The 26,035-nt window shown below is 72.8% G+C and carries 23 protein-coding genes and 1 tRNA gene; 10 read left to right on the forward strand and 14 right to left on the reverse strand.

From position 1 onward, the window contains the following. Positions 1-11: 11 nt before the first annotated feature. Positions 12-959 carry a D-2-hydroxyacid dehydrogenase gene (locus AC068Z_RS21530; protein WP_478557702.1) on the reverse strand — a complete coding sequence of 316 codons (948 nt, stop codon included), beginning with the start codon at positions 957-959 and terminating at the stop codon, positions 12-14. A 140-nt stretch (positions 960-1,099) separates the two neighbouring features. On the opposite strand from AC068Z_RS21530, the gene AC068Z_RS21535 reads away from it, so the two are divergent. From AC068Z_RS21535 to AC068Z_RS21545, 3 genes are all read left to right on the forward strand, one after another. Continuing rightward, positions 1,100-1,897, forward strand: a complete 798-nt coding sequence (locus AC068Z_RS21535; protein ID WP_478557705.1) for a maleate cis-trans isomerase family protein — start codon at positions 1,100-1,102, stop codon at positions 1,895-1,897. Then, positions 1,894-2,625 (forward strand): maleate cis-trans isomerase family protein, encoded by a 732-nt coding sequence (locus AC068Z_RS21540; protein ID WP_478557708.1) that lies wholly within the window; start codon positions 1,894-1,896, stop codon positions 2,623-2,625. Before AC068Z_RS21535 ends, AC068Z_RS21540 begins: the two co-directional genes overlap by 4 nt. A 97-nt stretch (positions 2,626-2,722) precedes the next feature. Further along, entirely contained in the window at positions 2,723-3,814 is a 1,092-nt protein-coding gene (locus tag AC068Z_RS21545) for an LLM class flavin-dependent oxidoreductase (RefSeq protein WP_478557711.1), read from the forward strand. On the opposite strand, the gene AC068Z_RS21550 is transcribed toward AC068Z_RS21545, so the two are convergent. Further along, positions 3,790-5,628 carry a putative bifunctional diguanylate cyclase/phosphodiesterase gene (locus AC068Z_RS21550; RefSeq protein WP_478557714.1) on the reverse strand — a complete coding sequence of 613 codons (1,839 nt, stop codon included), beginning with the start codon at positions 5,626-5,628 and terminating at the stop codon, positions 3,790-3,792. The two genes, AC068Z_RS21545 and AC068Z_RS21550, sit on opposite strands and share 25 nt — an antisense overlap. A 355-nt stretch (positions 5,629-5,983) precedes the next feature. On the opposite strand from AC068Z_RS21550, the gene AC068Z_RS21555 reads away from it, so the two are divergent. Further along, entirely contained in the window at positions 5,984-7,330 is a 1,347-nt protein-coding gene (locus AC068Z_RS21555) for a M6 family metalloprotease domain-containing protein (RefSeq protein WP_478557717.1), read from the forward strand. Positions 7,331-7,387: 57 nt separating this feature from the next. Here the strand turns inward: AC068Z_RS21555 and AC068Z_RS21560 are convergent. From AC068Z_RS21560 to AC068Z_RS21590, 7 genes are all read right to left on the reverse strand, one after another. Continuing rightward, positions 7,388-7,461 (reverse strand) — tRNA-Lys (locus tag AC068Z_RS21560). Then, positions 7,452-8,021, reverse strand: coding sequence for a bifunctional DNA primase/polymerase (locus AC068Z_RS21565; protein WP_478557720.1), 570 nt, complete (start codon positions 8,019-8,021; stop codon positions 7,452-7,454). Before AC068Z_RS21565 ends, AC068Z_RS21560 begins: the two co-directional genes overlap by 10 nt. A gap of 158 nt (positions 8,022-8,179) precedes the next feature. Beyond that, entirely contained in the window at positions 8,180-8,548 is a 369-nt protein-coding gene (locus AC068Z_RS21570) for a hypothetical protein (RefSeq protein ID WP_451721476.1), read from the reverse strand. Positions 8,549-8,658: 110 nt separating this feature from the next. Further along, positions 8,659-9,996 (reverse strand): AAA family ATPase, encoded by a 1,338-nt coding sequence (locus tag AC068Z_RS21575; protein ID WP_478557725.1) that lies wholly within the window; start codon positions 9,994-9,996, stop codon positions 8,659-8,661. Further along, a complete protein-coding gene (locus AC068Z_RS21580; RefSeq protein ID WP_478557728.1) occupies positions 9,993-11,579 on the reverse strand; it encodes a hypothetical protein in 1,587 nt (528 codons plus the stop codon). The genes AC068Z_RS21575 and AC068Z_RS21580 overlap by 4 nt, the downstream gene beginning before the upstream one ends. Beyond that, on the reverse strand, positions 11,570-12,763 hold the full coding sequence (locus AC068Z_RS21585; RefSeq protein ID WP_478557731.1) for a hypothetical protein: 1,194 nt from the start codon (positions 12,761-12,763) through the stop codon (positions 11,570-11,572). The genes AC068Z_RS21580 and AC068Z_RS21585 overlap by 10 nt, the downstream gene beginning before the upstream one ends. Then, a complete protein-coding gene (locus AC068Z_RS21590) occupies positions 12,714-13,859 on the reverse strand; it encodes a phosphatase PAP2 family protein (RefSeq protein ID WP_478557734.1) in 1,146 nt (381 codons plus the stop codon). The genes AC068Z_RS21585 and AC068Z_RS21590 overlap by 50 nt, the downstream gene beginning before the upstream one ends. 190 nt (positions 13,860-14,049) lie before the next feature. Between AC068Z_RS21590 and AC068Z_RS21595 the strand changes: the two genes are divergently transcribed. After that, positions 14,050-14,646 (forward strand): histidine phosphatase family protein, encoded by a 597-nt coding sequence (locus AC068Z_RS21595; RefSeq protein WP_478557737.1) that lies wholly within the window; start codon positions 14,050-14,052, stop codon positions 14,644-14,646. A 23-nt stretch (positions 14,647-14,669) separates the two neighbouring features. On the opposite strand, the gene AC068Z_RS21600 is transcribed toward AC068Z_RS21595, so the two are convergent. Then, entirely contained in the window at positions 14,670-16,127 is a 1,458-nt protein-coding gene (locus AC068Z_RS21600; protein WP_478557740.1) for a hypothetical protein, read from the reverse strand. A 296-nt stretch (positions 16,128-16,423) separates the two neighbouring features. Here AC068Z_RS21600 and AC068Z_RS21605 point away from each other — a divergent pair, with 296 nt between their 5' ends. Further along, positions 16,424-16,780 (forward strand): hypothetical protein, encoded by a 357-nt coding sequence (locus AC068Z_RS21605; protein WP_478557743.1) that lies wholly within the window; start codon positions 16,424-16,426, stop codon positions 16,778-16,780. Positions 16,781-17,264: 484 nt separating this feature from the next. Further along, a complete protein-coding gene (locus tag AC068Z_RS21610) occupies positions 17,265-18,134 on the forward strand; it encodes a spermidine synthase (protein ID WP_478557746.1) in 870 nt (289 codons plus the stop codon). A 1-nt stretch (position 18,135) separates the two neighbouring features. Here AC068Z_RS21610 and AC068Z_RS21615 read toward each other — a convergent pair whose 3' ends face one another. Further along, positions 18,136-18,657, reverse strand: a complete 522-nt coding sequence (locus tag AC068Z_RS21615) for a hypothetical protein (protein WP_478557749.1) — start codon at positions 18,655-18,657, stop codon at positions 18,136-18,138. Between the two features lie 109 nt (positions 18,658-18,766). Between AC068Z_RS21615 and AC068Z_RS21620 the strand changes: the two genes are divergently transcribed. From AC068Z_RS21620 to AC068Z_RS21630, 3 genes are all read left to right on the forward strand, one after another. Then, a complete protein-coding gene (locus AC068Z_RS21620) occupies positions 18,767-19,474 on the forward strand; it encodes a response regulator transcription factor (RefSeq protein ID WP_478557752.1) in 708 nt (235 codons plus the stop codon). After that, entirely contained in the window at positions 19,471-20,868 is a 1,398-nt protein-coding gene (locus AC068Z_RS21625) for a sensor histidine kinase (RefSeq protein ID WP_478557755.1), read from the forward strand. The genes AC068Z_RS21620 and AC068Z_RS21625 overlap by 4 nt, the downstream gene beginning before the upstream one ends. 110 nt (positions 20,869-20,978) lie before the next feature. Next, a complete protein-coding gene (locus AC068Z_RS21630) occupies positions 20,979-22,439 on the forward strand; it encodes a glycoside hydrolase family 18 protein (RefSeq protein WP_478557758.1) in 1,461 nt (486 codons plus the stop codon). A 128-nt stretch (positions 22,440-22,567) separates the two neighbouring features. Here the strand turns inward: AC068Z_RS21630 and AC068Z_RS21635 are convergent, their stop codons facing one another. From AC068Z_RS21635 to AC068Z_RS21645, 3 genes are all read right to left on the reverse strand, one after another. Next, positions 22,568-24,001, reverse strand: coding sequence for a GH1 family beta-glucosidase (locus AC068Z_RS21635; RefSeq protein ID WP_478557761.1), 1,434 nt, complete (start codon positions 23,999-24,001; stop codon positions 22,568-22,570). Positions 24,002-24,109: 108 nt separating this feature from the next. Next, complete coding sequence (locus AC068Z_RS21640; protein ID WP_478557764.1) at positions 24,110-25,003, reverse strand: carbohydrate ABC transporter permease; 894 nt, start codon at positions 25,001-25,003, stop codon at positions 24,110-24,112. A gap of 10 nt (positions 25,004-25,013) precedes the next feature. Beyond that, positions 25,014-26,033 (reverse strand): carbohydrate ABC transporter permease, encoded by a 1,020-nt coding sequence (locus AC068Z_RS21645; protein ID WP_478557767.1) that lies wholly within the window; start codon positions 26,031-26,033, stop codon positions 25,014-25,016. Between the last annotated feature and the right edge of the window lie 2 nt (positions 26,034-26,035).

The raw sequence follows: 26,035 nt of genomic DNA on the forward strand, positions 1-26,035 counted from the left end.
CGGTGGGAAGTTCAGCGCCCTGGTACGTACCCGCGTTGCTTGTCGACCACGTTCGGCAGTGTCCGGCCCGCCGCCCAGCGGTCGTACAACTCCACGAACTGCGCGCCGAGTTCGTCGCGCCAGCCGACGGTGTCCCCGCTCATGTGGGGGGACACGATCAGGCCGGGCAGGGCCCACAACGGGCTGTCGGGGCCGAGGGGTTCGTGCTCGAAGACATCGAGCGCTGCGCCCGCGATCCACCGCTTGGCCAGTGCGTCGGCCAGTGCCTCCTCGACGACGAGCTGTCCGCGCCCGACGTTGATGAAGCGCGCGGAGGGCTGCATCACCCCGAACCGGCGGGCGTCGAACATGCCGCGCGTCCGCTCGGTGAGCGGTGCGGCGGCGATCACCCAGTCGGCGCGGGCGATCAGCCGGTCCAGGTCCTCGGGCCCGTGGATCCCGGTCCGGGGGGTCCGGCCGACGAGGGCGCAGGTGACGCCCAGAGCCTTGAGCTTGGCGGCGATCGCCCGCCCGATCGGCCCGGAGCCGACGACACAGGCGCGGGTGCCGCCCAGCCGCCGCGACTCGCGGTGCAGCCAGGTTTGCCGCCCCTGGAGTTCCAGGGTCCGGGGCAGGTCCTTGGCCATGGCGAGGACGAGGGCGGCGACGTACTCGGCGATGGGCTCGTCGAAGATGCCGCGCGCGTTGGTGACCACGGTGTCGGAGGCGGCGAGTTCAGGACACATCAGGTGATCGACACCGGCGCTCGCCGTGTGCACCCAGCGCGGCCGGGGCCCGTCCCCGGGCCAGGCGCGCCGGACCGCGTGCGAGGTGAAGTCCCACACCAGCAGCACGTCGGCGTACGGCAGCCGCCGCGCGAGCCCCGCCTCGTCCGTGTGCTCGATCCGGGCCCGCCCGGTGAGCCTGCCGAGCCGGGGGAGGGGCTCGGCGTCCAGGACGAGCAGCGTGGGGGTGGTCATCGACAGCCGTTTCCTCGGAGTGGCCGGGCGTCTGACATGCGCGGATTGACCACGCTCGCACCCGAACCTACCTTCGTCAACACGGGCGGTGTGTACGGTCCGTTGCTCCCCTGTTCCTCTCGGTGAGGCGGGTGCCTGCCATGGACGTCTCCTTTCTCGGCGGACCTCGGCCGCAGCGCGGTGTCGGTGTGGTCGCGCCCTTCGACTTCGCGCTGGACCGCGAGCTGTGGCGCTGGGTCCCGGACGAGGTCTCCCTGCATCTGACCCGCACGCCGTACGTGCCGGTGGAGGTGAGCCTGGACCTGGCCCGGCTGGTGAGCGAGCACGAGACGCTGTCGGAGGGCGTCCGCACCCTGATCGCCATCGCCCCCGAGGTGGTGGCCTACGCCTGCACCTCGGGCAGCTTCGTCGGCGGGATCGCGGGCGAGCGGGCGATGTGCGCGGCGATGACGACGGCGGGCGCGGTGCCCGCCGTGACCACCTCCGGGGCACTGCTGGAGGCGCTGGCCAACCTCGGCGCGCGCCGGGTGGCACTGGTGACGCCGTACACGGTGTCCGTGACCCGGTCGCTGCAGGAGTACGTGGCCGAGGCGGGCGTCAGGGTGACGGGATGTGCGTTCATGGGGCTGACGCGGCACATATGGAAGGTGCCGTACAGCGAGGTGGTGGGGATGGCGCGCAAGGCCGTACGGACGGCGGAGCCGGACTGTCTGTTCATCAGCTGCACGAATCTGCCGACGTACGACGTGATACCGCAACTGGAGGCGGAACTGCGGATGCCGGTGATCTCGGCCAACCAGGTCACGATGTGGGCTGCGCTGCGCCGGCTGGGTACCCGGGCGATAGGGCCGTACCAGGCCCTGGTCGATCCGGCGGCCCGCGGCGGCCGCCCGGTGATTCCCCCGGACGTGGAACAGCAGCAGGAAGGTTCGACATGACGGCACTCGGATTCCTCTACCCGGGCCACTCCGCCGAGGACGACTATCCACGCATCGAGCAGCTCCTGGGCAGCGACATCCGGGTGGACGTGGTGCACACGGACATCGGCGAGGACGCGCACCGGGTCGACGCGCTCCGGGAGATGGGCGCCCCCGAGCGCCTGGCGGCGGGCGTGGAGCAACTGCGCCTGACGGGCGCGGAGGCGGTGGTCTGGGCGTGCACGAGCGGCAGCTTCGTGTACGGCTGGGAGGGCGCCCACGAGCAGGTCCGCACCCTGGCCCGGGTGGCGGGCATGCCGGCCTCCTCGACCTCCTTCGCCTTCGTGCACGCGGCGGCGGAGCTGGGGGTGCGGCGGCTGGCGGTCGGCGCGACCTACCCGGACGACGTGGCGGAACTCTTCGCCGGGTTCCTGCTGGCGGGCGGCGCCGAGGTGGTCGCCGTGCGGGGCTCGGGGATCATCACGGCGGCGGAGGTGGGTGACTGGACCGAGGACCAGGTGCTGGCGCTGGCGCGGCAGGCGGACGAGGAGTCGGCGGAGGCGGTCCTGCTGCCCGACACGGCCCTGCACACGGCGGCCCTGATCCCGACGCTGGAGAAGGAGCTGGGCAAGCCGGTCCTCACCGCGAACCAGGTGACGGTCTGGGAGGCCCTGCGGCTGACCGACCGCAGGGTGAACGCCCCGGAGCTGGGGTCCCTGTTCACCCGGGAACCGATCGTCCAGGTGTGACGGGAGGACCCTCGGGACCAGGGCCGGGAATAAAGCGGAGACCCCCTCCTGTTACGCCCCGCAGGACCATCCGGCGTACTTCAGGAGGCACCCCCCGATGGCGGCAGACGAGATCCGGGGCGCGGCACACGGCAGCGCACCCGTCCCCCTGTCCGTGCTCGATCTGGTCACCGTCGGAGCGGGCAGCACCGCCGGCGACGCGCTGCGCACCGGCGTCGAGCTCGCCCGCTTCACGGAGTCCCGCGGGTTCCATCGGTACTGGGTCGCCGAGCACCACTCCATGCCGGGCGTGGCCTCCTCCTCCCCGGCCGTGATCCTCGCCCACCTCGCCGCCCACACCGAGCGCATCCGCCTCGGCTCGGGCGGCGTCATGCTGCCCAACCACGCCCCGCTGGTCATCGCGGAACAGTTCGGCACGCTGGAGGCGCTCGCCCCCGGCCGCGTCGACCTCGGGCTCGGCCGGGCGCCGGGCACCGACGGCGCCACGGCCGCCGCCCTGCGGCGCACCGAACGGCTGAACGAGGGCGCCGACGACTTCCCCGAGCAGCTCGCCGAGCTGACCCGCTTCCTCGACGACGACTTCCCCGACGGGCACCCCTACCGCCGGATCCACGCCGTCCCCGGGCCGGTCCAGGCGACCTCGCCGGGCGGCGTCCAGAGCCCGCACCGCCCGCCGATCTGGCTGCTCGGCTCCTCCGGCTTCAGCGCCCGGCTCGCCGGTGTCCTCGGTCTCCCCTTCGCCTTCGCGCACCACTTCTCGGCGCAGAACACCATCCCGGCGCTCGACCTCTACCGGGAGTCCTTCCGGCCCTCCGAGGTCCTGGACGCCCCCTACGCCCTCATCGGCGTCTCCGCCCTCGCCACGGACGACGAGCGGGAGGCCCGCCGGCAGGTCCGCGCCACCGGCCTGAACATGGTCCGTCTGCGCACCGGCCGCCCCGGCCTCTTCCCCAGCCCCGAGGAGGTGGAGGCGCACCAATTCAGCCCTATGGAGGAGGAGTTCATCGCCTCCTGGGGCGCCAACATCGTGCACGGCACCGTCGACGAGGTCCGCCAGGGACTCGACGACCTGCACAAGCGCACCGGCGCCGACGAGTTGATGCTCACCTCCCACGCCCACCGCGGCGAACTGCGGCTGCGCTCCTACGAACTCATCGCCGACGCCTACGAGTTGCCGGCGACCGCCTGAACCTCCGGCGAGCGCATCAGCTCGGAGATACGATCCGGCGTCACCGGCCGGGAGTACAGCCACCCCTGGCCGGTGTCGCAGCCGATCCGGCGCAGCCGGGCCGCCTGCGCCGCGGTCTCCACGCACTCCGCGGTCACCGTCAGGCCGAGCCGGTGCGCCAGCTGGATCATCGCCTCCACCACGACCTCGTCCGCCGGGTTCGGGGCGATGCCCTCACCGTCGTACTGGAAGCCCTTCACGAAGGAGCCGTCCAGTTTCAGCACCGACACCGGCAGTCGGCTCAGGTACGCCAGATTCGAGTAGCCGGTGCCGAAGTCGTCGATCGCGATCCGTACGCCCATGTCGCTGAGCGCCTGAAGCGCCTGCTGCGGGCGTCCGCCGGAGCCCATCACCGCCGACTCGGTCAGCTCCAACTGCAGCAGATGCGGGGCCAGTCCGGTCTCCGCGAGGGTCTGCGCCACGTCCGCGACCAGGTCGGAGTCCCAGACCTGGCGGACCGCCACGTTGACGCTGACGAAGAGCGGCGGCTCGTCCGGATGGGCGAGCTGCCAGCGGCGGGCCTGGGTGCAGGCCGTGGCGAGCACCCAGCGGCCGAGCGGCACGATCGAGCCGTCCTCCTCGGCCAGTCCGATGAACCGATTCGGCGTCAGCAGGCCGAACTGCGGATGGTTCCAGCGCACCAGCGCCTCCACCCCGCGCAGCCGCCCGTCCTCCATGCACACCAGCGGCTGGTACTCCAGCACGAACTCCCCGCGCTCGATGGCCGGTCGGAGCGTGGAGGCGAGGGCCTGGCGGGTCATGCGGTGGGCGTTGCGCTCGGGGTCGAAGAGCGTCCAGCGGTCCTTGCCGTCGGCCTTCGCCCAGTACAGGGTCGTGTCGGCGGCCTGCATCAGCGCGGTGGGACTGGTCCCGGCCGCGTGCCGCTCCACCACCCCGATCGACGCCGACACCGAAAGACGCCGCCCCGAGATGTCGAAGGGCGCCTGCAGCGCCTTGAGCACCGACTCGGCGAGATCGGCGAGTTGCTCGGTGCCGGTCGAGTCCTCCACCAGCAGGGCGAACTCGTCCCCGCCGAGCCGCGCCACCAGCGGGGTGCTCGCCCGGGCGCAGCCCGCCTCGTCCGCGCACCGGGTGAGGCGTTCGGCCACGGCCGCCAGCAGCCGGTCGCCGACCCGGTGCCCGAGAGTGTCGTTGACCGCCTTGAAGCCGTCGAGGTCGAGGTAGCAGAGCCCGATCCGGCCGGTGCCGCCCTCCTCGTACGCCTCCGCCTCCAGCGCGGCCGAGAGCCGCTCGAAGAACAGCGTGCGGTTGGGCAGCCGGGTCACCGGGTCGTGGTTCTGCAAGTGCCGTAGCTGGGCCTGGAGTTCCCGGCGGGCGCTGATGTCGGCGACCGACAGCAGCACCCCGCCGCGCTCCTCGGCGGGCAGCGGCGCGATGGCGACCTGCACCCACAGGCAGTGCCCGTCGGGGTGCTTCAGCCGCCGGGTGCAGCGCAGCCGGGCCTGCCGGCCGCGCAGCACCTCGCGGTAGGCGTGCCAGGTGCGGGCGTCGGAGGCCAGGTCCACCAGATCGGCGGCGACCGCCCCTTCCAGTGCCTGCGGGCTGCTGCCCAGCAGGTCGCCGAGGGCGGGGTTGGCGCCGGTGACCAGCCCCTCGCGGTCGACGACGGCCATCGCCAAGGGGGCCGCGTCGAACGCGCCTTGGAAGGGTACGGAGGACGGCCCGGTACGAGGAGACGACTCTTCGTTACTCTCTGTGACAGCCGGCCCGATGAGATCTGCCGCGGGCGCCGGCCCTTCGGACGTTCCGCTCACCGCTCGCTCCCGCAGTGCACTCGATTCTCGGATGGGTCTCGTCGCAATGGCCGACCGACCTGGCGGCCGCCGGGCCGGGTCCGTGCAGGAAAAGGATCAGGACAGTACAGGAAAGGGTCAGGAAAGTGTGCCGATCATAGAGGCTGCTTCCGGGACCGTGCAGCCACTGTCCAGTGTCCCGGAGCCGCCCGCAGATCTGACAATTCGTTTCTGCCCGCAGCTGGCCGGGTTCAGCAGCCCCTCGACCACATGTGACGGTCCGTGAGCGATTCGGGGGTGTCGGATCGTGCGCCCCTCACTCGTCCGGTGCAGATAAACAGGGCGTAGTACGACAAATGCCCACAGGCTGGGAGCGGTGTCCCGCGAACCGCTCCCGGAGGTCCACGTGCCGCGTCAGCTCCCGCTCAGGGAACTCACCCGTGCGACGATCCGGGACCTGGGGGACCGGCTGCGCGCCTGGCCCCGACTGCGCACCACCGCCGCCCTCTTCACCACGATGTCCGCGCTCGCCGCGACGTCCCTGGTCTCCGCCCCCTCGGTCGCCGAGCCGTTCTCGTCCCAGCCCTGCGCGCTGCACCGCACCGACGCCCACCACTCGGAGGGCGTGGACACCTGGAACGCGGCCTATCCGCGCCCGGACCGCTCGCTGGACGCCGTGATGGTGTTCCTGTCCTTCCCCGACTCGGTCCCGCTGACCAGCCCCGCCCAGCTGACCGCCGACCACTTCCCGGCCACCAGCCGCTTCTTCGAGCGTTCCTCCTACGGCAGGTTCACGCTGCGCCCGCATCCGCTGCGGGACTGGATCCAAATGCCGCAGCCGTCGACGGCGTACGCCATACAGCGCGACTGGGACCCTGCCTACCGGAGCGCCTATCTGCGCGACGCACTCGCGGTCGCCGACAGCCGGGTGGACTTCTCCCGCTACGACGTCGTGTACTTCGTCGCCGACCCGGACGCGCCCGGGGTGGACTCCGACGCGACGAAGGTCGTCAACCTGGACAGCCCGCTGAGCGCCGACGGCACCGAGATCCGGCGGGTCGTGACGGTGTTCGAGCAGCATCCGCCGGACCGGCTCGTGCTCGCCCATGAGACGGGCCATGTCTTCGACCTGCCGGACCTCTACCACCGTCCGGTGGACGGCATGGGCGACTGGGACACCTACGTCGGCGACTGGGACCTGATGGGCAGCCAGTTCGGCCTCGCGCCGGACCTGTTCGGCTGGCACAAGTGGAAACTCGGCTGGCTGGAGCCCCGGCAGGTGACCTGCGTCCGCGATCCCGGCGGCACCCGGCTGACCCTGGAGCCGCTCGGGGCGGGGCCCGGCGTCGCGATGACCGGCGCGGCGGGGGCGCCCGCCTTCGGGCTCGGCGGCGGCACGAAGCTCGCGGTGGTGCGCACCGGGCACGACAGCGCGCTCGCCTTCGAGGCACGCGGCCGCATCGGCAACGACACGGCGGCCTGCCGGGACGGGATCCTGGTGTACCGCGTCAGCAGCGGCGCCGAGTCCGGCCGGGGCCCGGTCGAGGTCATCGACGCCCACCCCCACACCGAGGCCTGCTGGGAGGACTCGGTCTACCCACCCCTGGCAGACGCCCCGGTAGCCCTCGGCGAAAGCTTCACGGTGCCGGGCGAAAACGTCCGAGTCGAGGTGGAGGGCAGGACTCCGGCGGGGGCGTGGACGGTACGGATCGCTCGGCGGTAGCCGGCCGCAGGCACAGGCGAAGGGCCCCTCGTATCCACGAGGGGCCCTTCACTGTCGTGCGCCGCCAGGGACTCGAACCCCGGACCCGCTGATTAAGAGTCAGCTGCTCTAACCAACTGAGCTAGCGGCGCCTGCTGACGTCGTAGACCTTAGCATCCTGGTCGGCGGGAGGAAAAATCGATATCCGCACGGCCGCGCGGGCCGCCCGTACGGCCGCCCAGAGCAGGATCTCGGGGCCCGGCAGCCACGGGTGGCGGGTGTCCGGCGCCACTAACCAGCGGGAGCCGGCGGGGGTGGGCGCCGGAGCCGCGGCCGGGGCCGGGACGGTCACCGCGTCGCCGTTGCCGTGGCACAGCAGGGGCGGGATGTCCCCGGTGCGGCCGAATTCCTCCCAGCCCAGCAGTGAGGGCAGCCGCTGGGCCGTGCCCGGCGCGGCGAACAGCAGCATCCGGCCCCGGAACACCGCCACCGGCCCCGACCCCGGCCCGTCGTCCCAGAGCCGGTCGAGCATCCGGCGCCCGAACATCGCGGGGGCGCTGACGACGTCGAAGACCGAGCCGCAGGGCAGTACGACCGGGGCGTCCGACCGCTCCGCCCAGAAGGCCTGGGTGGTACGCGGATACGTTCCTGCCGAGGCGAGCCAGTCGGCTCCGTCCGGGGTGACGCCGGAGACATCGAGGTAACTGCTCATGGCATCCAGATCTACCGGCCGTGAGCGTTCCGTTTCAGAGGGTTGCCGGAAATCGGGACAGGGGGTGGTGGGAGGGAGTATCTTGCCCGGTTCTTGCCCGTCTGGCATATGCCCACCCGGCCCGGCCGCACCGCCTCCTGGGAACCCGGCCAACCGGCCTACACGGGGTCGACGTGCTCCCGGCCCTCTACCGCCCCCCGCATCAGGTCTCTGCCGAACTCGACCATCTTCTTGGCGTAGTCCTCGGTCCATTCGGCGCGCTCGGCGATGTCCGCGGGCGTCAGCCGGTCGAAGCGGCGCGGATCGGCCAGCTGGGCCGCCGCGATGGCCTGGAACTCCACGGCACGGTCGGCCGCCGCCCGGAACGCGAGCGTCAGCTCCGTCGCCCGTGTCAGCAGCGCCCGGGGGTCCTCGATCGACTCCAGGTCGAAGAAGTGCTCCGGGTCGCCTGCCGCCTGCGTGGGCTCGAAGAGCAGGGGCGCGGGGCGTAGCCGCGGTTCGTTCCGACGCGGCGTGGGCTCCGCCATGTCTTCTCCTCCTCGTACGTCGCTGATGACCCCCCCATGAAGTGGGCCACCGTCCATTGTCCCGCGCCCGCGCAAGAGGGCCTCGAGCCCCAGGTCAGACGGGCCATCGCTCAGACGGACCGCCACACCACCCGGTGTTCCGCCAGCCGGGCCAGTACCGCGTGGTTGGCCTCCCAGCCGTCTGGGAACTTCACCACCGTGCCCAGCTGGACCGGTTCCGTCGACGGGTAGTCGTCCAGCAGGTCGGTCACCCCGGCTCGGCAGATCATGATGCAGGCGTGCCGGTGGCGGGAGGCGAGGACGCACAGGCGGCCCGTCTCCAGGTGGAAGGCCGTGGCGTCGGGGCGGCCGGAGAGTGGGTGGAGGACGACCGTGACGTCGTACTCCCGGCCCTGCAGCCGGTTCGCGGTGTCCACGGTGACGTCGGCCACGGCCAGTTCCGCCAGCGCCGCACGGACCGCCGCCGCCTGGTCGCGGTGGGCCGTGCCGACGGCGATCCGGTCGGCGGTCAGCGGCGCCGGATCCGGCGAGCGCTCCGAGGTGGCCGCGCCGCCCCGGTCGAGCAGCCGCCGTACGACCGTCGCGACCGCCCGGACGGCCTCCGGGTCCGTGCGCGGGGTGTGCCGCGCGGGCAGCTCCAGCAGGCCCCAGCCGGACTCGGCCGCCTCGTCGATCACCTTGTCGGGCCCGGAGCCGTCGGAGGGGACCGCGAAGGCGAGGCGGCGGTCGCCGTGGCCGGTGCCGCTGCGGAAGGGCGTGTACGGGTAGAACGCGTCCGACACCAGCTGCGCCGCCGACGCGGGGAGCCGCCAGGACACCGGCAGCCGGTGCTGGGGCAGCTCGGGATTGTGTGCGAGCAGGGTGGTCACGGCCGAGGACGAGGGGTCGTACGACAGGCCCGCCCACTGTTCGCCGCCCACGATCGAGAACGGGTCCAGCTGGCCCGGGTCGCCCACGAACAGCGCCCGCTCGAACAGCCCGGCCACGGCCAGCAGGGAGTCCGAGCGCATCTGGTACGCCTCGTCCACGATCGCGTGCCGCCACGGCTCGTCGACCTTCACATGCGCCCATTTCGCGGCCGTGGAGATCGTGACCGGCAGCCCGGTCAGCTCCGCCGCCTTCGCCGACTTGCGCACGTTCGGCAGGTCGTCCAGCGCCTTGTCGTACGGGTCGGCGTCGCTGCTGTGCAGCCGGCCCACCGGCAGCTCGGGGCTCTTCTCGGCGAGCCGCAGCACCAGGTCGTCGACCTGGGCGTTGGTCTGCGCCACCACCATCAGCGGGCGGCCCGCGTCGGCGAGTTCCAGCGCCGCCCGCACCACCAGCGTGGACTTGCCGGCGCCGGGCGGGGAGTCGACGACGACCCCGCGGTGCGTGCCGTGCAGGGTGTCGGCGAGGATCGCGTCGGTGGCCTGTGCCGCGGCCAGGCCCGGGTCGAACACGGCGGTCACAGCACGTCCTCCTGGGTGAGCCGGTCGGCGGGCTCGGCCACCGCCTCGCCGGGCGGCCCGCCGTGCGTCCACGGTGTCTGCTCCGGGTCCGGCAGCTTCGCCCCGCCCCGCTGCTCGTGCTCGAACAGCGTGAAGCAGACCCGGTCGCCCTTCTGCGGCACGGACCCCTCCTCGGGCTCCTTGCCCCGGCCCATCTTGTCGAGGACGCGCAGGACCAGCAGCTCGCCGTCGCCCTCCACGAACTCCGCCGACTGCGGCTTCCCGCCCAGCGAGCGGTACACCTTGACCCGCTCGCCGAGCCGCGGCCGGTCGTCGGTGCGCACGGTGACCAGCGGGCGCGGGCTCGGCCGCCTGCCCTCGCTGTACGCCATGGCGACATCGGTGACCTCGCCCACGAAGGCCTCCCCGGCCAGCCGCCGCCCGGCCATCACCAGCGGGTCGTCCAGCGCCTCCTGGGCCTCCAGACGGGCCTGTTCCCGCTCACGCGAGGCGAGCTTGTTCGCGGCCGTCACAGCGTCGTCGCGGCGCGGCTGCGGGGGCTCGCCCGCCGTGATCCGGTCGCGGTGGGCGGTGAACGACCAGCGGTCGCGTGTCCACCGCTCCTCGACATGCCCGCCCGGGGGCAGTTCCCGCAAGCGGTCGAGGCCCTGCCAGACCGCGTCCCAGGTGGGCCGGACCTGGCTCTCCACCAGCGCGCGGATCTCCCGCTCGGCGGCGGTCAGCGCGCCGAGCCGGGTGTCCGCCTGCGGACCGTCCTCGGCTGCGGCCAGCGCCGTACGGGCCCGGTCGTAGCGCTCGATGGCGGGGGCGAGCAGCTTGTTGTCGAACGCCGGGTCCGTGGCGGGGCCCGCCGGCGGGCACACCAACTGGCCCCGCTCGTCGCGCGCGAGCTCCGCGCGCAGGGCGGCCTCGGCGCCGGTCGCGTCCGGCGGGGGGTCGATCCAGGAGAGCAGCGCGCCCAGGTGCTGGTCCTCCAGGGTGGACTGTCCGGTCGCCCAGTGCCGGGCCAGGACGTCGGTCATGGCCAGCAGCAGCGAGGACCCCGGCACCCGGGACCGCTCGCCGTAGTGCGTGAGCCACCGGCCGAGCAACGGCACCCGGGGCGGCGCCGGATAGGGGGTCTCCGGGTCCTGCTCCGCCGTACGCCTGAAGCGCATGGAGCGGCCGAGCAGGCGTACGAAGTCCAGGCCCGCGCGGCTCGGGACGAGGAGCTGGGGCGCGTCCGCGCACAGGTCGACCTCGACCTTGACCCGCTTGCCGGTCTCCGGGTCGGTCTCGGTGCGCTCGGCGGCCTCGACCGCCTCGGTGTACGTCTCGATGTGCGGCAGGACGACATCGGCGAGGTCCGTGAGGAACGCGAACCTCAGGTCGCGGTCCCGCGGCTGCGGTACGACGAGCAGCCGGGGCGCGTCCCGGTCCGTGCCGATGAGGGCGCCGAGCGGGGCGCCCGCCTCACCGGCGGTGGTGAGCGGCACGAAGACCAGCGGACGCTCGGACAGGTGCCGGTGGCGGACGGTGGCCGAGGGCTGGGCGCGGCCGGTGCTGACCGCCTCCAGGCGGGCGAGGGTGGCGATCAGGGACACGGGACCGCCTCCCGGGCGCCCAGGGCCTCGGCCCGCAGGCTCGCCGCTCTGCGCAGGGCCGCCACCGCGGGGTCGGCCGGGTCGCCGGCCGTGCCGTGGGCCGCCGCGAGGACGTCCTCGACGGTGGTGAGACCGCCCAGTTCGGCGCGGACGGAACGGCCCAGAGAGGTGACGGCACCTGCCGCGCGGGAGCGGTCGCGGCAGTGGAAGGCCAGCTCGCAGGCGGACAGGCACTCGGGCGCGTACGTTGCCGGGACCGACTCCACCGCGGCCGTCAGCTCGTCGCCGGGCAGCCCGGGGTCGAAGCAGGTGCCCTCGGGGAGGGCGGAGGCGATCTCCTCGATCCGGGTCAGCCGGGCCAGCTGACGCGCGGTCACCGCGCGCTGCTTGCGGATGTCGACGGCGGATGCGGTGGGCAGGTTGGAGAAGTCCTTGGGGCAGACGAGCAGGACCCGGTGCCGCACGCGCGGGGCGGGCGCGGGCCCGTTCGGCTCCGCTTCCTCCTCCTCGGCCGTGGCGGGTCCTTCCGGCGCCTCACCCAGCCGTGCGGCCACCTGCTCCAGCGCCAGCACGTACACCGCCGCCTGCCGGGCCGCCGCGCCCACCTTCGACGGGTCCGCGGAGCCGTCCAGCATGGGGAAGGACTTGATCTCCACGACCGTCCAGCTGCCGTCGGGGTGCACCACGACCGCGTCCGGCTCCAGGAAGGCGGGCGAGCCCGCGACGTCGAGCGCGAGCATCGGGTGGTCCAGCAGCGTCCAGGCGCCCGGCGCCGCGGCGGCCTCGCGCAGCGCCAGCGCCGTACGGGCCGTGCGGCCCTCGGGGCCGGTCGCGGTGAGATCGGGCACGCGCGCGTGGGTGGGCGGTTCCGCGAGGCGGTCCAGCTTCTCGTGCACCAGGCGCAGCAGTTCGGCGCCGCCGTCGGCCTTGACCTTCGCCTCGAAGGCGTTGCCCCGGGTCAGGGCGAACTGCGACTGCCCGAAGGCCGAGGGCGCGCCGAGCGCGCTCGCCAGTGCCGTCTTGTTCACCCCGGCGCCGTCGAGGATCGCGCGCCGTCTGCACCCGGGGTTGGCGGCGAGGGCGGCCAGGGCGCGCGCGTCCAGCGCCTTGGCCGGGACCTCGGGACCGCGCAGTTCAGCGAGCCGTTGCCGGAGCGCCGTCCCCCGCGTCCGTGGAGGAGGCACCCGGCTCGGCTCCGGGCTCGAACCGTGACTCGCGCTGCCGTGGAAATCGCTCACCCGCGGAAGTCTGGCATCCGCCACTGACAATCGAGGCCTCTGCGGTGGGAGAGGCCCCGGTGGCGGCCGTGCCCGAGCCTGTGGCGACCGTCCCCGAGCCCGTGGCGGCCTTTCCTGAGCCGGTGGCGGCCTTTCCTGAGCCGGTGGCGGCCTTTCCTGCGCCGGTGGCTGTCTTCACCGAGCCGGTGGACGCCTTCGGCGATACGGCCGCCACCTTCGCCGAGTCGGCCGCGGCCTTCGCCGAGCGCGCCGCGACGAGGCTGCCGCGGCCCTCGAAGCGGGCCCGGACCCGGTCGGCGGTGCGCAGCACGTACGGCGTCAGCAGCAGTCCCGCGACCATCACGGCGGCGCCCGCGACCGCGTCGAGGAAGTAGTGGTTCGCGGTGCCCATGACCACGATCACGGTCACCAGCGGGTAGACGACACCGGCGACCTTGGTGAGGCGATTGCCGCCGTAGCGCCACAGCATGACGCCGCACCACAGTGCCCAGCCGCAGTGCAGGCTCGGCATCGCGGCGTACTGGTTGGTCAGACCGCCGAGGCCCTTCGGGGCGCTGGCGTCGCCGCCCCACCAACCGTAGGTGCTGTACTGCGCCATCGTGTCCACGAAGCCGTGCGTCGGGGACAGCAGCCGGGGCGGGCAGGTCGGCAGCAGGGTGAAGCCGATCAGGCCGATGAAGGTGGACGTCATCAGCCAGGTGCGCGCCACGCGGTAGTGCACGGCGCGGGACCGGAAGATCCAGACCAGGATCACCGGGGTGATCAGGTAGTGCAGCGAGGCGTACCAGAAGTCGGCCGGGACACCCAGCCACGGTTCGCGGGTGAAGAGACGGTTCAGCGGGTGCTCGGCGTTGAGGAACAGCAGCTTCTCGACGCGCAGGATCGCCAGGCCGTGGTCGACGGCGGACGCGACGTCGCCGCGGGCCAGCAGGCGGCCGGCCGAGTAGCAGGCGTAGACCAGAACGATCAGCGGCAGCTCGGTCCACCAGCGAAGGCGGAGTCGTGGTGCCGCCGCTATGCCTGGTGTCTCGGCGTGCGGCATCCGATCGCCTCCCCCTTCTCGTCGTGGCGCCGGTTGCCCGGACCCGCCACTTTACGTTCTCTGTGCACGCCTGGTTCAGGCGCCCCCGGCCCTGATAGACGCAGAGATCGCCCGCCGGGTTGCCCCCTCACAGCGTGGGGGATGATGGATGGGTTCCGCCTCGCATATTCCTGGAAAGGCCCTCGACCCCATGGCACCGCGCATTCTGCTGGCCCGGCACGGACAGACCGAGTGGTCGCTGTCCGGCAAGCACACCGGCCGGACCGATGTGCCGTTGCTGGAGGAGGGCCGGCGGGGCGCCAAGCTGCTCGGGGAGCGGCTGCACCGGGCACCGCTGGACGGGCTGCCCGGCGTGGAGGTGCGGACCAGCCCGCTGGCACGCGCGCGTGAGACGTGCGAACTGGCCGGGTTCGGGGAGCGGGCCGCCGTCTGGGACACGCTGATGGAGTGGGACTACGGCGCCTACGAGGGCATGACCCCGGCTCAGATCCAGGCCGTACGCCCCGGTTGGCTGATCTGGCGGGACGGTGTCCCCTCCGGGGAGACCCTGGCGGAGGTCACCGCGCGGGCGGACGAGGTGGTGTCGTGGGCCCGCTCCGCGGACCGTGACGTCCTGGTCTTCGCCCACGGGCACATCCTGCGCTCCATCGGCGCGCGGTGGCTCGGCCTGGAGCTGGACTTCGCCGCCCGGATACGCCTCAACCCGACGTCGCTGTCCGTCCTGGGCTGGGCGTACGGCGAGCCCGCGCTGGAGAGCTGGAACGACGTGGGTCACCTGGCGGGCTGAGCCGCGCTCGCGGCGCGCCGTCGTCACACCGCGCGCGGCAGGCTCGCGTGCTTCTCCAGGAACGTCGACACGTCCGCCGCCCTTCGGTGGGGGAGCAGGACCCGGGCCGTTCCCGCCAGCATCGTCTGGATCCGGGAGGACTGGACCTCGTTCAGCAGGTCCAGCACCCGCATGCCCGCCACGGCCGCCTCGTCGGGCCGGCCGCCCCGCGCGAGGTCGTCCGCCAGTTCCGCCGTGTACAGGGCGATGTTGCGGGTGAAGTGCGGGTCCTGGAGGTGCGCGGCCCGGCCCGCGTGGCGTGCCGCGCGGTGCCAGTCGCCCAGCATCGACCAGCACTGCGCCTCCAGAGCCTCCAGCTCGGCCTCGCCGAAGAAGCTCATCCACTCGGGGTCGGCGTCCGAGGGACCCCGCTGGTAGAGGGCCTGGGCGCGGGCGAGGGCCTGCGCGCAGCCCGTGCGGTCGGCGAGGCCCGCCCAGCCGCCCGCCTCGCGCAGGGCGAGCAGGGACATCAGGCGGGAAGAGCCGAGGGGTCGGGCCGCGCGCTGCGCCGCCTGCGCCGCGCGCACCGCCTCACGCGGGCGTCCCGAGTCCCGCGCGAGGAACGAGGTGTTGCAGAAGGCGTGCGCCTCCAGCGCGGGGTCCCCGGCCATCCGGGCGGTCGCCAGCGCCTCCGCGTAGTGGGAGCGCGCGTCGTCGAAGCGGCCCGAGTCGTGCGCCAGCCAGCCGACCGAGATGGCCAGCTCGCCGGCGCCCGAGTGCAGCCGCTCCCCGGCCGCGTGCCGGGTGGTACCGGCGTCCAGCAGCGCGTAGGCGGCGCGCAACGGAGCCGCCGCGCGCTGGTACAGGCCGTCCGCGCCGTGCCGGTCGTCCAACAGCCGGATCCTGCGGACCGCTTCCTCCAGCGCCTCCGCCTCGCTCGTCCCCACACGGCGCGCGGGGCGTTCCGCGGCGGTCGCGTCGAGGGCGAGCCCGAAAGGGCTGAGCGAGGCGGCGGCCACCGTGGCGCCTCCGCCGGTCATGAATGCGCGACGCAGCACGTCGCTCTCCTCGGGTTTCTCGTGCGTGTCGTACGGGTCTTGCGCTTCATACGGCTCGTACGCCGCCCACGTCTCACTCACGGCGTGCGCGGGGCTCACGATGTGCGAGGGGGGCGCATCCTCTGTGCCGCGCGCCCGGCGTCCACGGACCGACGCGCGGGGCGCGAAGCCTAGGTCGGTGAGTGATCGTCCCGGGAACATGTGCAGGAACACCCGTTCGTAGGCGTAGTTGGGGCAGCGGATCTCGCCCGCCTCCACCCGGCCGATGTAGCGCGCGTCACAGCTGACCCGCTCACCGATCTCGCGCGCGGCCCTGCGGACCGCCGCCGCGAACTCGGCCGGCGAGCGCAGGCCGCGCAACTGCCGGAACGCGAGGTTCGGGCGGGGTGGTCTCGGGGGCTGGGGCGAGTCCAGATCTGACGAGTTCAGCTCTGACGACGTCATGGCCGGGTCCTCTCGTGCGAACCGTCGAACCATGCCGGAATAGGGGAGAGTTGAACTAATTGTTCGCTTCGTACCCCGTGGTCCGGCGGGCAAGAACGTACCTGCTGCCTCGAGCCCGCCATGCGGTGTTTGGCTACAAACCGGATATCTCATCCAACATCTGCCATGAACTGCCATCCTTTGCGGCGGACTTGTGCCGTAGCCGTTGACGCGGTGACACGTTGAACCACACGGACCGGGAGCCGCCCGCCTCCCGACCCGCTCGTTCGAGGAGGGGTTCCGTGGTGGAGGCCGGGATGGAGATCAATCAGGAGTGCGACCTGGTGACGGTGCCCGCGCGGCAGGGTCTCGAGGCGGTCGACATCCTGCGCCGGGGAGTGGGGGACGCGGTCGGACCCGTACTGTGCGACGACGGCTGCGACACCCTCGGCTTCGTGGTACCGGCCGGGACCGCGGCGGCGTGGGACGTACCGGGCAGCACCTGTACGGAGACCAACGGGCGCGGGCTGCGTCTGGACCCCGCGCCCCCGGTGGAGGGCTCCGACTGGCTGCTCCCGCCCGGGGAGGCCGACCTCGCCACGGATCCCGCGGTGCTGCGGGCGGCGCTCGGTGAGGCGGCGCGGCTGATCGAGGCGGCGGACAACTGCCGGTGACCGTCCCGGCGCCCGACAGCACCTGCTCGCAGCGACTTCTGCCCCAGCCCGACGGCCCCACCACCCCCACGCCCCACCGACACCGCGCCCGCCTCGACGACTGACCGCGCCCGCCTCGACGGCTGCCCCCGCTTCGACGACTGACCGCGTCCGCCCCGGCGGCTGCCCCCACGGCTGACCGCCCCCGCCTCGACGGCTGCCCCCGCTTCGACGGCTGACCGCCCCCGCCTCGACGGCTGGCCATACCCGCCTCGGCGGTTGACCGCCCCCGCCTCGACGGCTGACCGCGTCCGCCCAGGGCGGCTGGCCATCCCCGCCTCGGCGGCTGACCGCGTCCGCCCACGACGGCTGACCCCCCTCGCCTCGGCGGCTGCCCCCGCTTCGACGGCTGACCGCCCCCGCCTCGACGGCTGCCCCCTCCGGCCCCGATCGTCCCGCTCACGCCCCGGCGGCATGGCCGCTCGAGGCTCCGCATAATGGGCCAATGGGCAAGTCCAGGAACCCGCGCCGCCAAGACCCGGCCGCCGCTGCCGTCGTCGAGGCCGTCGACGGAGGGCTTGCCGAGCTGATACCCGACCGGGACCGGACCCGGGCCTGGACGCTGCTCATCGACGGAGCGCCGCAGTCGCACGTCGACCTGGACGATCCGGGCTACCTCTCCTTCGAGTACCAACGACGCCTCGGGCACGTCATCGACCTCGTCGCCCCGCCCGGCAGGCCCGTCCAGGCCGTGCACCTCGGCGGCGGCGCCTTCACACTCGCCCGGTACGTCGCCGGCACCCGCCCCCGCTCCACCCAGCAGATCGTCGAGCGCGACGCGGCCCTCGTCCAACTGGTCCGCCGGGAACTGCCGCTGGACCGCAACGCGCGCGTCCGGGTCCGCTCCACGGACGCGCGCGAAGGGCTCGCCAAGGTGCCCGACGGCTGGGCCGACCTCGTCATCGCCGACGTGTTCAGCGGCGCCCGCACCCCGGCCCATCTGACCTCGACCGAGTTCCTCGACGAGGTCCGCCGCGCCCTGCGCCCCGGCGGCTGGTACGCCGCCAACCTCGCCGACGGGCCGCCGCTCGCCCACCTGCGCGGCCAGATCGCCACCGCCGCCGCCCGCTTCCCCGAGCTGGCCCTGGTCGCCGACCCGACCGTGCTGCGCGGCAAACGCTTCGGCAACGCCGTACTGGTCGCCGCCGACCAGCCCCTCCCCGTCGCGGAACTGACCCGCCGGGCCGCCTCCGACCCGCACCCGGGGCGGGTCGAGCACGGCAGGGCGCTGACCGACTTCACCGGCGGCGCGGTCCCGGTCACGGACGCGGCGGCGGTCGCCTCCCCCGCGCCGCCGGCCTCGGTGTTCCGCTAGGTCAGTAGTTCCCGATCTCCACCCGGGGCGCGCTGTCGTGCCACGTGCAGAACACCGACACCCGGTCCGCGCCCTGCGCGAACTCCACGCGGATCCACGTCTCCGTCTTCCACACCTGCATCGACCACCCCGTGCCCGGCGTCGCCGACACGAGCGTCGCGGAGGCCTCGCCGAGGTCGAAGACCACCCGGCCGCCGTCGGTGTCGTAGCTCTTGACCTGCCCGGAGGCGGTGGGGGAGGGGTCCGGGGCGCGGGAGGGCGTGCCGGTGGGCCCGGGGGTGTCCGTGGGGGACGGCTTCGCCGACGGGCTCTTCGTGGGACCGGCCGACGGGGTGCCCCGCCGGGTCGACGACGCCAGCGGCTTCGACTCCTGCGTCGTCGCGTCCGCCGCCGCGATGGGCAGGGCGCGCGGGGGGTCGTAGGCCGTCCCCGCCATCACCGTGTGGACGCCCCACCACGACAGCGTGACCGCCGCGCCCGTGGCGAGCGACCAAGCCAGTACGTGTACGAGTCCTCTGCGCATCGCGGGCCATACTGCCTCACGCGCCCCACGGGTGTCGCCTGTTGTCCACAGCGGGGCAGTTGTCCACAGGCCCGGACCGGGCTCCCCCGCATGGCGTACGGTGCGGCGCATGGCAAGTGTGCTCGTGGTCGAGGACGACCAGTTCGTGCGCTCCGCCCTCATCCGGCATCTGACCGACGCCGCGCACACCGTGCGCAGTGTCGGCACCGCCCTGGAGGCGCTGCGCGAGGTCGCCCATTTCCGTTTCGACGTGGTCATCCTGGACCTCGGACTGCCCGATCTGGACGGGTCCGAGGCCCTGAAGATGCTGCGCGGGATCACCGACGTCCCTGTGATCATCGCCACCGCCCGCGACGACGAGACGGAGGTCGTCCGGCTGCTGAACGCGGGCGCGGACGACTACCTGACCAAGCCCTTCTCCGTCGAGCACCTCTCCGCCCGGATGGCCGCCGTACTGCGCCGGTCCCGGGCCACCGCGGGAGAGGCCCAGCCGGAGTCCGTGCTGCGCGTCGGCGGCCTCACCGTCGACCCCTTGCGCCGCCAGGCCGAACTGGACGGCGTACGGCTCGACCTCACCCGCCGCGAGTTCGACCTGCTCGCCTTCCTGGCCGGACGGCCCGGAGTCGTCGTCCCCCGCAAGGAACTGCTCGCCGAGGTGTGGCAGCAGTCCTACGGCGACGACCAGACCATCGACGTGCACCTGTCCTGGCTCCGGCGCAAGCTCGGCGAGACCGCCGCGAGCCCGCGCTATCTGCACACCCTGCGCGGGGTCGGCGTGAAGCTGGAGCCACCGGCGCACGGGGGGCCGCCGCGATGAGATGGGCGCTGGTCAAGGTCTCGCTCGCGGTCACCACCATGGTCGTGCTCGCCTTCGCGGTGCCGCTCGGACTCGTCATCAAGGAGATGGCCCGCGACCGCGCCTTCTCCAACGCCGAGCGGGAGGCCGCCGCGGTCGCCCCCGCGCTGTCCATCACCACCGACCGCGACCAGCTCGAACGGGTCGTGGCCTCGGCCGGCTCGGAGGCGGAGATGGCCGTGCACATCCCCGCCGCCGACCGGGCCGAGGCCGTCGACATCGGCCGGCAGCGCGCCGCGGACGACGACATCGCGACCGTACGGCGGCTCGGCCGCGCCTCCACCACCGAGGTGCCCGGCGGCTCCACCCTGCTCCAGCCGGTCGCCATCAGCTCCGGTGAGATCGCCGTGGTGGAGGTGTACGTCCCCGAGGCCGAGGTCAGCAACGGCGTGTCGACGGCCTGGGCGGTCCTCGCCGCCGTCGGTGTCGCCCTGATCGTCGGCTCGGTCGCCGTCGCCGACCGGCTCGGCGTACGGATGGTGCAGCCCGCCCAGCGCCTCGTCGAGGGCGCCCACGAACTGGGGGAGGGCAAGCTCGGCGCCCGGGTGCCGGAGGAAGGGCCGAACGAACTGCGGCTCGCGGCGGCCGCGTTCAACTCCATGGCCGACCAGGTCGTCCAACTGCTGGCGAACGAACGGGAGCTGGCGGCCGATCTGTCGCACCGGCTGCGCACCCCGCTGACCGTGCTGCGCCTCAACGCCGCCTCCCTCGGCGACGGACCGGCCGCCGAGCAGACCCGGGCCGCCGTCGCCCAGCTGGAGCGCGAGGTCGACACCATCATCCGGACCGCGCGGGAGGCCAAACCGCAGACGGCGGCCGCCGGTCCCGGCGCCGGCTGCGACGCGGCCGAAGTCGTGCGCGAGCGGATGGCGTTCTGGTCGGCGCTGGCCGAGGACGAGGGCCGCAAGGTGCGGGTGGCCGGAGTCGACCGCCCGGTGCGCATACCCGTCGCCCGCGCCGACCTCGCCGCGGCCCTCGACGCCCTGCTCGGCAACGTCTTCCGGCACACCGCCGAGGGCACCGCCTTCGCGGTCGACGTGCACAACGGCGAGGACGCGGTGATCGTGCTCGTCTCCGACGCGGGACCCGGCATATCCGACCCGGAGGCGGCCATGGCCCGCGGCCGGGGTTCGGGCAGCGCCGGGTCGACCGGGCTGGGGCTGGACATCGTGCGCCGGCTCGCGGAGTCCACGGGCGGCGATGTGCGGATCGGCTCGTCGGTGCTCGGCGGGACCGAGGTGCGGATCTGGATCCAGCTGGACGGACGGGCGCCCGAGCGCCGGGGGCACCGGGTGCGCAGGCGCCGCGGCGGCCGACTGGTCTCGACCTTTAACCGGCCCCGATCCCTTCCTTAAGCGCACCCTAAGATCCCCAACCCCCGTCCCGATCAGTCCTTTTGCCCGATTCGGCCTCGCTAGCGTGCTGCCGCACCCCCACCCCCGTGAGTAGCGAAAGCAGGCAGGCGATGAGCACCCACCGGCGCAAGGTCAGCGGCAGGAACAAGGCGATAGGCGGACTCGTCGCCGCGGCCGTGGTCGGTGGCGGCGCCGTCTTCCTCACCGGCACCGCGCAGGCGGCCGGTGTGGGCGCCGCGTACACCAGGACCAGTGACTGGTCGACCGGTTACACCGCGCAGTACGTCGTCACCAACGACAGCGGCTCGGTGAAGACGGACTGGACGCTCCGGTTCGACCTGACCTCGGGCACCAAGCTCAGCTCGCTGTGGAACGCCGAGTCCAGCGTCAGCGGCTCCCGCGTCACCGTGAAGCCCGCGGCCTGGGACAAGGACGGCCTCAAGGCCGGCGAGTCGGTCACCGTCGGCTTCGTGGTCAACGGCTCCGGCGACCCGACCGGTTGTGTCGTCGACGGCGTCAAGTGCTCGGCCGACGAGGGCGCGACCCCGGAGCCGACCGGCCGCCCGACCCAGACGGCCACCCCGACGGCCACCCCCACGCCGACGCCCACTCCCACGCCCACCCAGACCGCCACCGCCACCCCGAAGCCCACGGAGTCCACCGGCAGCGGCACCACCACGAACGCCGGCTTCGCCCCCTACGTGGACACCTCTCTCTACCCCGCCTTCGACCTCGTCGGCACCGCCGAGGCCACCGGCGTGAAGGACTACAACCTCGCCTTCGTCACCGACGGCGGCGGCTGCACCCCCAAGTGGGGCGGGGTGTCGGACCTGGCGAGCGACGCGGTCGCCGCGCAGATCGGCGCCCTGCGCGCCAAGGGCGGCGACGTCCGCGTCTCCTTCGGCGGCGCGGCCGGCAGCGAGCTGGCCACGACCTGCTCCTCGGCGGACGCGCTGGCGACGGCGTACGACAAGGTCGTGAAGGCCTACGACCTCACCAAGGTCGACTTCGACGTCGAGGGCGGCGCGCTGCCCGACGCCGCCGCGAACACCCGCCGCGCCCAGGCCATCGCCGAGCTCCAGAAGCGGCACCCCGGCCTGAACGTCTCCTTCACCCTCCCGGTGATGCCCGAGGGCCTCACCCAGCCCGGCGTGGACCTGCTGGCCGACGCCAAGAAGAACGGCGTGCGGATCGACGCCGTCAACATCATGGCGATGGACTACGGCCCGGCGTACAGCGGCGACATGGGCACCTACGCCGAGCAGGCCGCCACCGCCACCCAGGCCCAGATCAAGGGCGTCCTGGGCCTGTCCGACAGCGCCGCCTGGAAGACCGTCGCGGTCACCCCGATGATCGGCGTCAACGACGTCGTGACCGAGATCTTCACGGTCGAGGACGCCACCCAGCTGGTGAACTTCGCCGAGTCCAAGGGGATCGGCTGGCTGTCGATGTGGTCCGCGACCCGCGACAAGGCCTGCCCCGGCGGCCCCAAGCCCGCGGCGGACGCCACGTGCAGCTCCGTCGACCAGGACAAGAACGCCTTCGCCAAGGCCTTCGCGGCCTACAACTGACCCGGGTCACGGGCCCGGAACCGACCAAGGCCCACCACTGACCCACGGGGGGCGCGCCCCGGCCGGTCCTTCCCCCCCATCCGGCCGGGGCGCGGCACGTCCCTCCACGCGCCGCGCCCCGCCCCCCGTCAGACCGACTCCACTCCCGGAAGCGCCCCCGACCGAGCCGCCCGCCCGTACCAGAGGGCACTCGACTTCGGCGTCCGCTCCAGGGTCGTGTAGTCGACGTACACCGCGCCGAAGCGCTTGTCGTAGCCGTAGGACCACTCGAAGTTGTCCATCAGCGACCACAGGTAGTAGCCGCGCACGTCGGCGCCGTCCTCGATGGCCCGGCGGACCGCCGAGAGGTGACCGTGCAGGTAGGCGATCCGCTCGGGGTCGTGGACCTGGCCGTCCGGGTCGGGCTTGTCGTCGTAGGCGGCGCCGTTCTCCGTCACGTACAGCGGCAGCCCCGGAGCCTCGTGGGCGTAGCGCATGATCAGGTCGTGCAGGCCGGTCGGGTCGATCGTCCAGCCCATCTCCGTGCGGTCGCCCGGGGTCTGGTGGAAGGCCACGTCCTCGGAACCCGGCCACGGGCTGTACGCGCTCGCGCCGTGGCCGTCCGCGCGCGGGCCCGTCGCCGACGCGGCGGCCGACACCAGCGTCGGCGTGTAGTAGTTGAGGCCCAGCGCGTCCAACGGCTGGTGGATCAGGGCCAGATCGCCGTCCTGGACGTACGACCAGTCCGTCACCGACTCCGTCGCCGTGAACAGCGACTGCGGGTAGGCGCCGTGCAGTATCGGGCCGTGGAAGACGCCGTTGGCCAGATCGTCGATCCGTTGCCGGGCCGCCAGGTCCTCCGGGTCGTCGGAGAACGCCCTGACCACCGCGGAGTTCAGGCTGACCGCCACCGAGTTGCGGGCCGGCATCACCGAGCGCAGGGCCGTCGCGCCCAGACCGTGGGCCAGGTTCAGGTGGTGCGCGGCGCGCAGGGAGGCGGCCGGGTCGGTACGGCCGGGCGCGTGCACCCCCGAGGCGTACCCCAGGAAGGCGCTGCACCACGGCTCGTTCAGCGTGATCCACTGCTCCACCCGGTCACCGAGCGCCTCGCCGACGATCTGCGCGTACTCGGCGAACCGGTACGCCGTGTCCCGCTCGGGCCAGCCGCCCGCGTCCTCCAGCTCCTGCGGCAGATCCCAGTGGTAGAGCGTGACCGCCGGCTTGATGTCGTGCGCCAGCAGCTCGTCCACCAGGCTCCGGTAGAAGTCCAGGCCCCGCTGGACCGCCGGACCCCGGCCGGTCGGCTGCACCCGCGACCAGGAGATCGAGAAGCGGTACGCGGTCAGGCCCAGCTCGGCCATGAGCGCCACGTCCTCGCGGAAGCGGTGGTAGTGGTCGACAGCGATGTCACCGGTCTCACCACCGGCCGTCTTGCCCGGCGTATGGCTGAAGGTGTCCCAGATCGACGGGGTACGGCCGTCCTCCCGCACCGCCCCCTCGATCTGGTACGCGGAGGTCGCGGCGCCCCAGAGGAAGGCGGGAGGAAACGTCACCGGGGTCCCCGGCTGTGCGGAATCAGGCATGGAAGCGCTCCCATTGAAGGTCGTCAGGACCGAGTAGGGGGATGGGGACGAGGAGAGAACAGGGGCCGGAGCGGCGATGACCCGGCCCCTGGAAGGAGAGTGAGGGCGTCAGCCCTTGACCGCGCCCTGCATGATGCCGCCCACGATCTGCTTGCCGAAGATCGCGAAGACGATCAGCAGCGGCAGCGTGCCGAGCAGCGCGCCCGCCATGATCAGGGACTGGTCCGGCGTATAGCCGCGGCCCAGACCCGCCACCGCCACCTGCACGGTCGGATTGCCGTTCTGGGTGAGCACCAGGAACGGCCACAGGAAGTCGTTCCAGGTCTGCACGAACATCAGCATCCCCAGCACCGCCATCGCGGGCCGGGCCGCCGGGAACACCACGTGCCAGATCACCCGCCAGCTGCTCGCGCCGTCCACCCGGGCCGCCTCGATGATCTCGTCCGGCAGCGCCTGGAGCAGGTACTGCCGCATGAAGAACACCCCGAAGGCGCTCACCAGCGAGGGCAGGATCACCGCCTGGAGCTGGTCGGACCAGTCGAGCTCGGCGACCATCATGTACAGCGGGATCACACTGAGCTGCGGCGGCACCATCATCGTGCCGATCACGATCAGCATCAGCGCGTTACGGCCCTTGAACTTCAGCTTGGCGAAGGCGAACCCGGCGATCGTCGACAGGAACACGATCGTCGCCGCCGACACCCCGGCCACGAACGTGGTGTTGACGAACGCCTCGCCCAGATTCGCGTCGTTCCAGGCGAGATCGAGGTTGTCGAAGAGGTTCGAGCCGAACCAGAACGGCGGAGGCGTCTCCGCCAGCCGCTGGTTGTCACGGGACGCGGCGATCGCCGTCCACACCAGCGGGAACAGCGAGCCGAGGGTGAACAGCCCGAGAATGACGTACGCGATCGGTCCCGCGTGCATCTGCCCGCCGGCCCGGGCCGACTTCGGGCGCCGTACGCGCTTGGGCTTCTCCGGCGCCGGGGTCAGTGTCGTCGTCACGGCCGGTCTCCTAACTACTGGCGCGCAGCCGGCGCGAGATGACGTAGTTGACGATCCCGACCACGATGAGGATCAGGAACATCGTCCAGGCGATGGCGGAGGCGCGGCCCAGGTGCTGGTTGACCCAGCCCTGCTCGTACAGATACAGGCCGAGCGTCTGGAACTGGTGCTGGGATCCGCCCGAGGCGCCCTTGTTCGCGTCGAACAGCAGCGGCTCGCCGAACAGCTGAGAGGCGCCGATGGTCGACACGACGACCGTGAACAGGATCGTCGGGCGCAGCGAGGGCAGCGTGACGTGGAAGAACTGCTGCCAGCGGTTGGCCCCGTCGAGCGCCGCCGACTCGTACAGATCCTGCGGGATCGCCTGCATCGCGGCCAGGTAGATCAGCGCGTTGTACCCGGTCCAGCGCCAGATGACGATGGTCGAGACGGCGATCTGGGAGGCCCACTTGTCGTTCTGCCAGTCGATGTGGTCCACACCGACCGCGCCCAGCGCCCAGTTGATCATGCCGTAGTCGCGGCCGAACAGCAGGACGAAGACCAGCGAGGCGGCGGCGATCGAGGTCGCGTACGGCGCGAGCATCGCGACCCGGTAGAACGTCGACGCCCGCAGCTTGTAGTTGAGGATGTGCGCGATGCCCATCGCCATCAGCAGCTGCGGAACGGTCGAGATGATGCCGATGGTCAGCGTGTTCTCGGCCGCGTTCCAGAAGAAGTCGTCGTCGAAGATCCGGGTGTAGTTGCGCAGGCCGACCCACTCCATGTCGGTCGGCGCGGTCAGCTCCACCTGGTGCAGCGAGGCCCAGCCCGTGTAGATCAGCGGGAACAGGCCGAAGGCCAGGAACAGCAGGAAGAAGGGGGAGACGAAGGCGTACGGACTCCAGCGCACGTCCCGCTGCCAGCGGCGGGACAGCCGGGACCGGCGCCGCCGCTCCTGCTCGGTGACCGGACCGCCGCCGGACGGGCGGGCCGGGGCCGCGCCCCCCTCCTTGGAGGGGGACGCGGCGGCGGTGTCGTGCCCAGTGGTCATAC

This window comes from Streptomyces sp. NPDC043726 (genome assembly GCF_056436565.1).

Excerpts from the sequence above, each read along its gene's own strand:
- AC068Z_RS21530 (WP_478557702.1), bottom strand. The coding sequence starts at position 959 with ATGACCACCCCCACGCTGCTCGTCCTGGACGCCGAGCCCCTCCCCCGG.
- AC068Z_RS21535 (WP_478557705.1), top strand. The coding sequence starts at position 1,100 with ATGGACGTCTCCTTTCTCGGCGGACCTCGGCCGCAGCGCGGTGTCGGT.
- AC068Z_RS21540 (WP_478557708.1), top strand. The coding sequence starts at position 1,894 with ATGACGGCACTCGGATTCCTCTACCCGGGCCACTCCGCCGAGGACGAC.
- AC068Z_RS21545 (WP_478557711.1), top strand. The coding sequence starts at position 2,723 with ATGGCGGCAGACGAGATCCGGGGCGCGGCACACGGCAGCGCACCCGTC.
- AC068Z_RS21565 (WP_478557720.1), bottom strand. The coding sequence starts at position 8,021 with ATGAGCAGTTACCTCGATGTCTCCGGCGTCACCCCGGACGGAGCCGAC.
- AC068Z_RS21570 (WP_451721476.1), bottom strand. The coding sequence starts at position 8,548 with ATGGCGGAGCCCACGCCGCGTCGGAACGAACCGCGGCTACGCCCCGCG.
- AC068Z_RS21590 (WP_478557734.1), bottom strand. The coding sequence starts at position 13,859 with ATGCCGCACGCCGAGACACCAGGCATAGCGGCGGCACCACGACTCCGC.
- AC068Z_RS21595 (WP_478557737.1), top strand. The coding sequence starts at position 14,050 with ATGGCACCGCGCATTCTGCTGGCCCGGCACGGACAGACCGAGTGGTCG.
- AC068Z_RS21600 (WP_478557740.1), bottom strand. The coding sequence starts at position 16,127 with ATGACGTCGTCAGAGCTGAACTCGTCAGATCTGGACTCGCCCCAGCCC.
- AC068Z_RS21605 (WP_478557743.1), top strand. The coding sequence starts at position 16,424 with ATGGAGATCAATCAGGAGTGCGACCTGGTGACGGTGCCCGCGCGGCAG.
- AC068Z_RS21610 (WP_478557746.1), top strand. The coding sequence starts at position 17,265 with ATGGGCAAGTCCAGGAACCCGCGCCGCCAAGACCCGGCCGCCGCTGCC.
- AC068Z_RS21615 (WP_478557749.1), bottom strand. The coding sequence starts at position 18,657 with ATGCGCAGAGGACTCGTACACGTACTGGCTTGGTCGCTCGCCACGGGC.
- AC068Z_RS21620 (WP_478557752.1), top strand. The coding sequence starts at position 18,767 with ATGGCAAGTGTGCTCGTGGTCGAGGACGACCAGTTCGTGCGCTCCGCC.
- AC068Z_RS21625 (WP_478557755.1), top strand. The coding sequence starts at position 19,471 with ATGAGATGGGCGCTGGTCAAGGTCTCGCTCGCGGTCACCACCATGGTC.
- AC068Z_RS21630 (WP_478557758.1), top strand. The coding sequence starts at position 20,979 with ATGAGCACCCACCGGCGCAAGGTCAGCGGCAGGAACAAGGCGATAGGC.
- AC068Z_RS21635 (WP_478557761.1), bottom strand. The coding sequence starts at position 24,001 with ATGCCTGATTCCGCACAGCCGGGGACCCCGGTGACGTTTCCTCCCGCC.
- AC068Z_RS21645 (WP_478557767.1), bottom strand. The coding sequence starts at position 26,033 with ATGACCACTGGGCACGACACCGCCGCCGCGTCCCCCTCCAAGGAGGGG.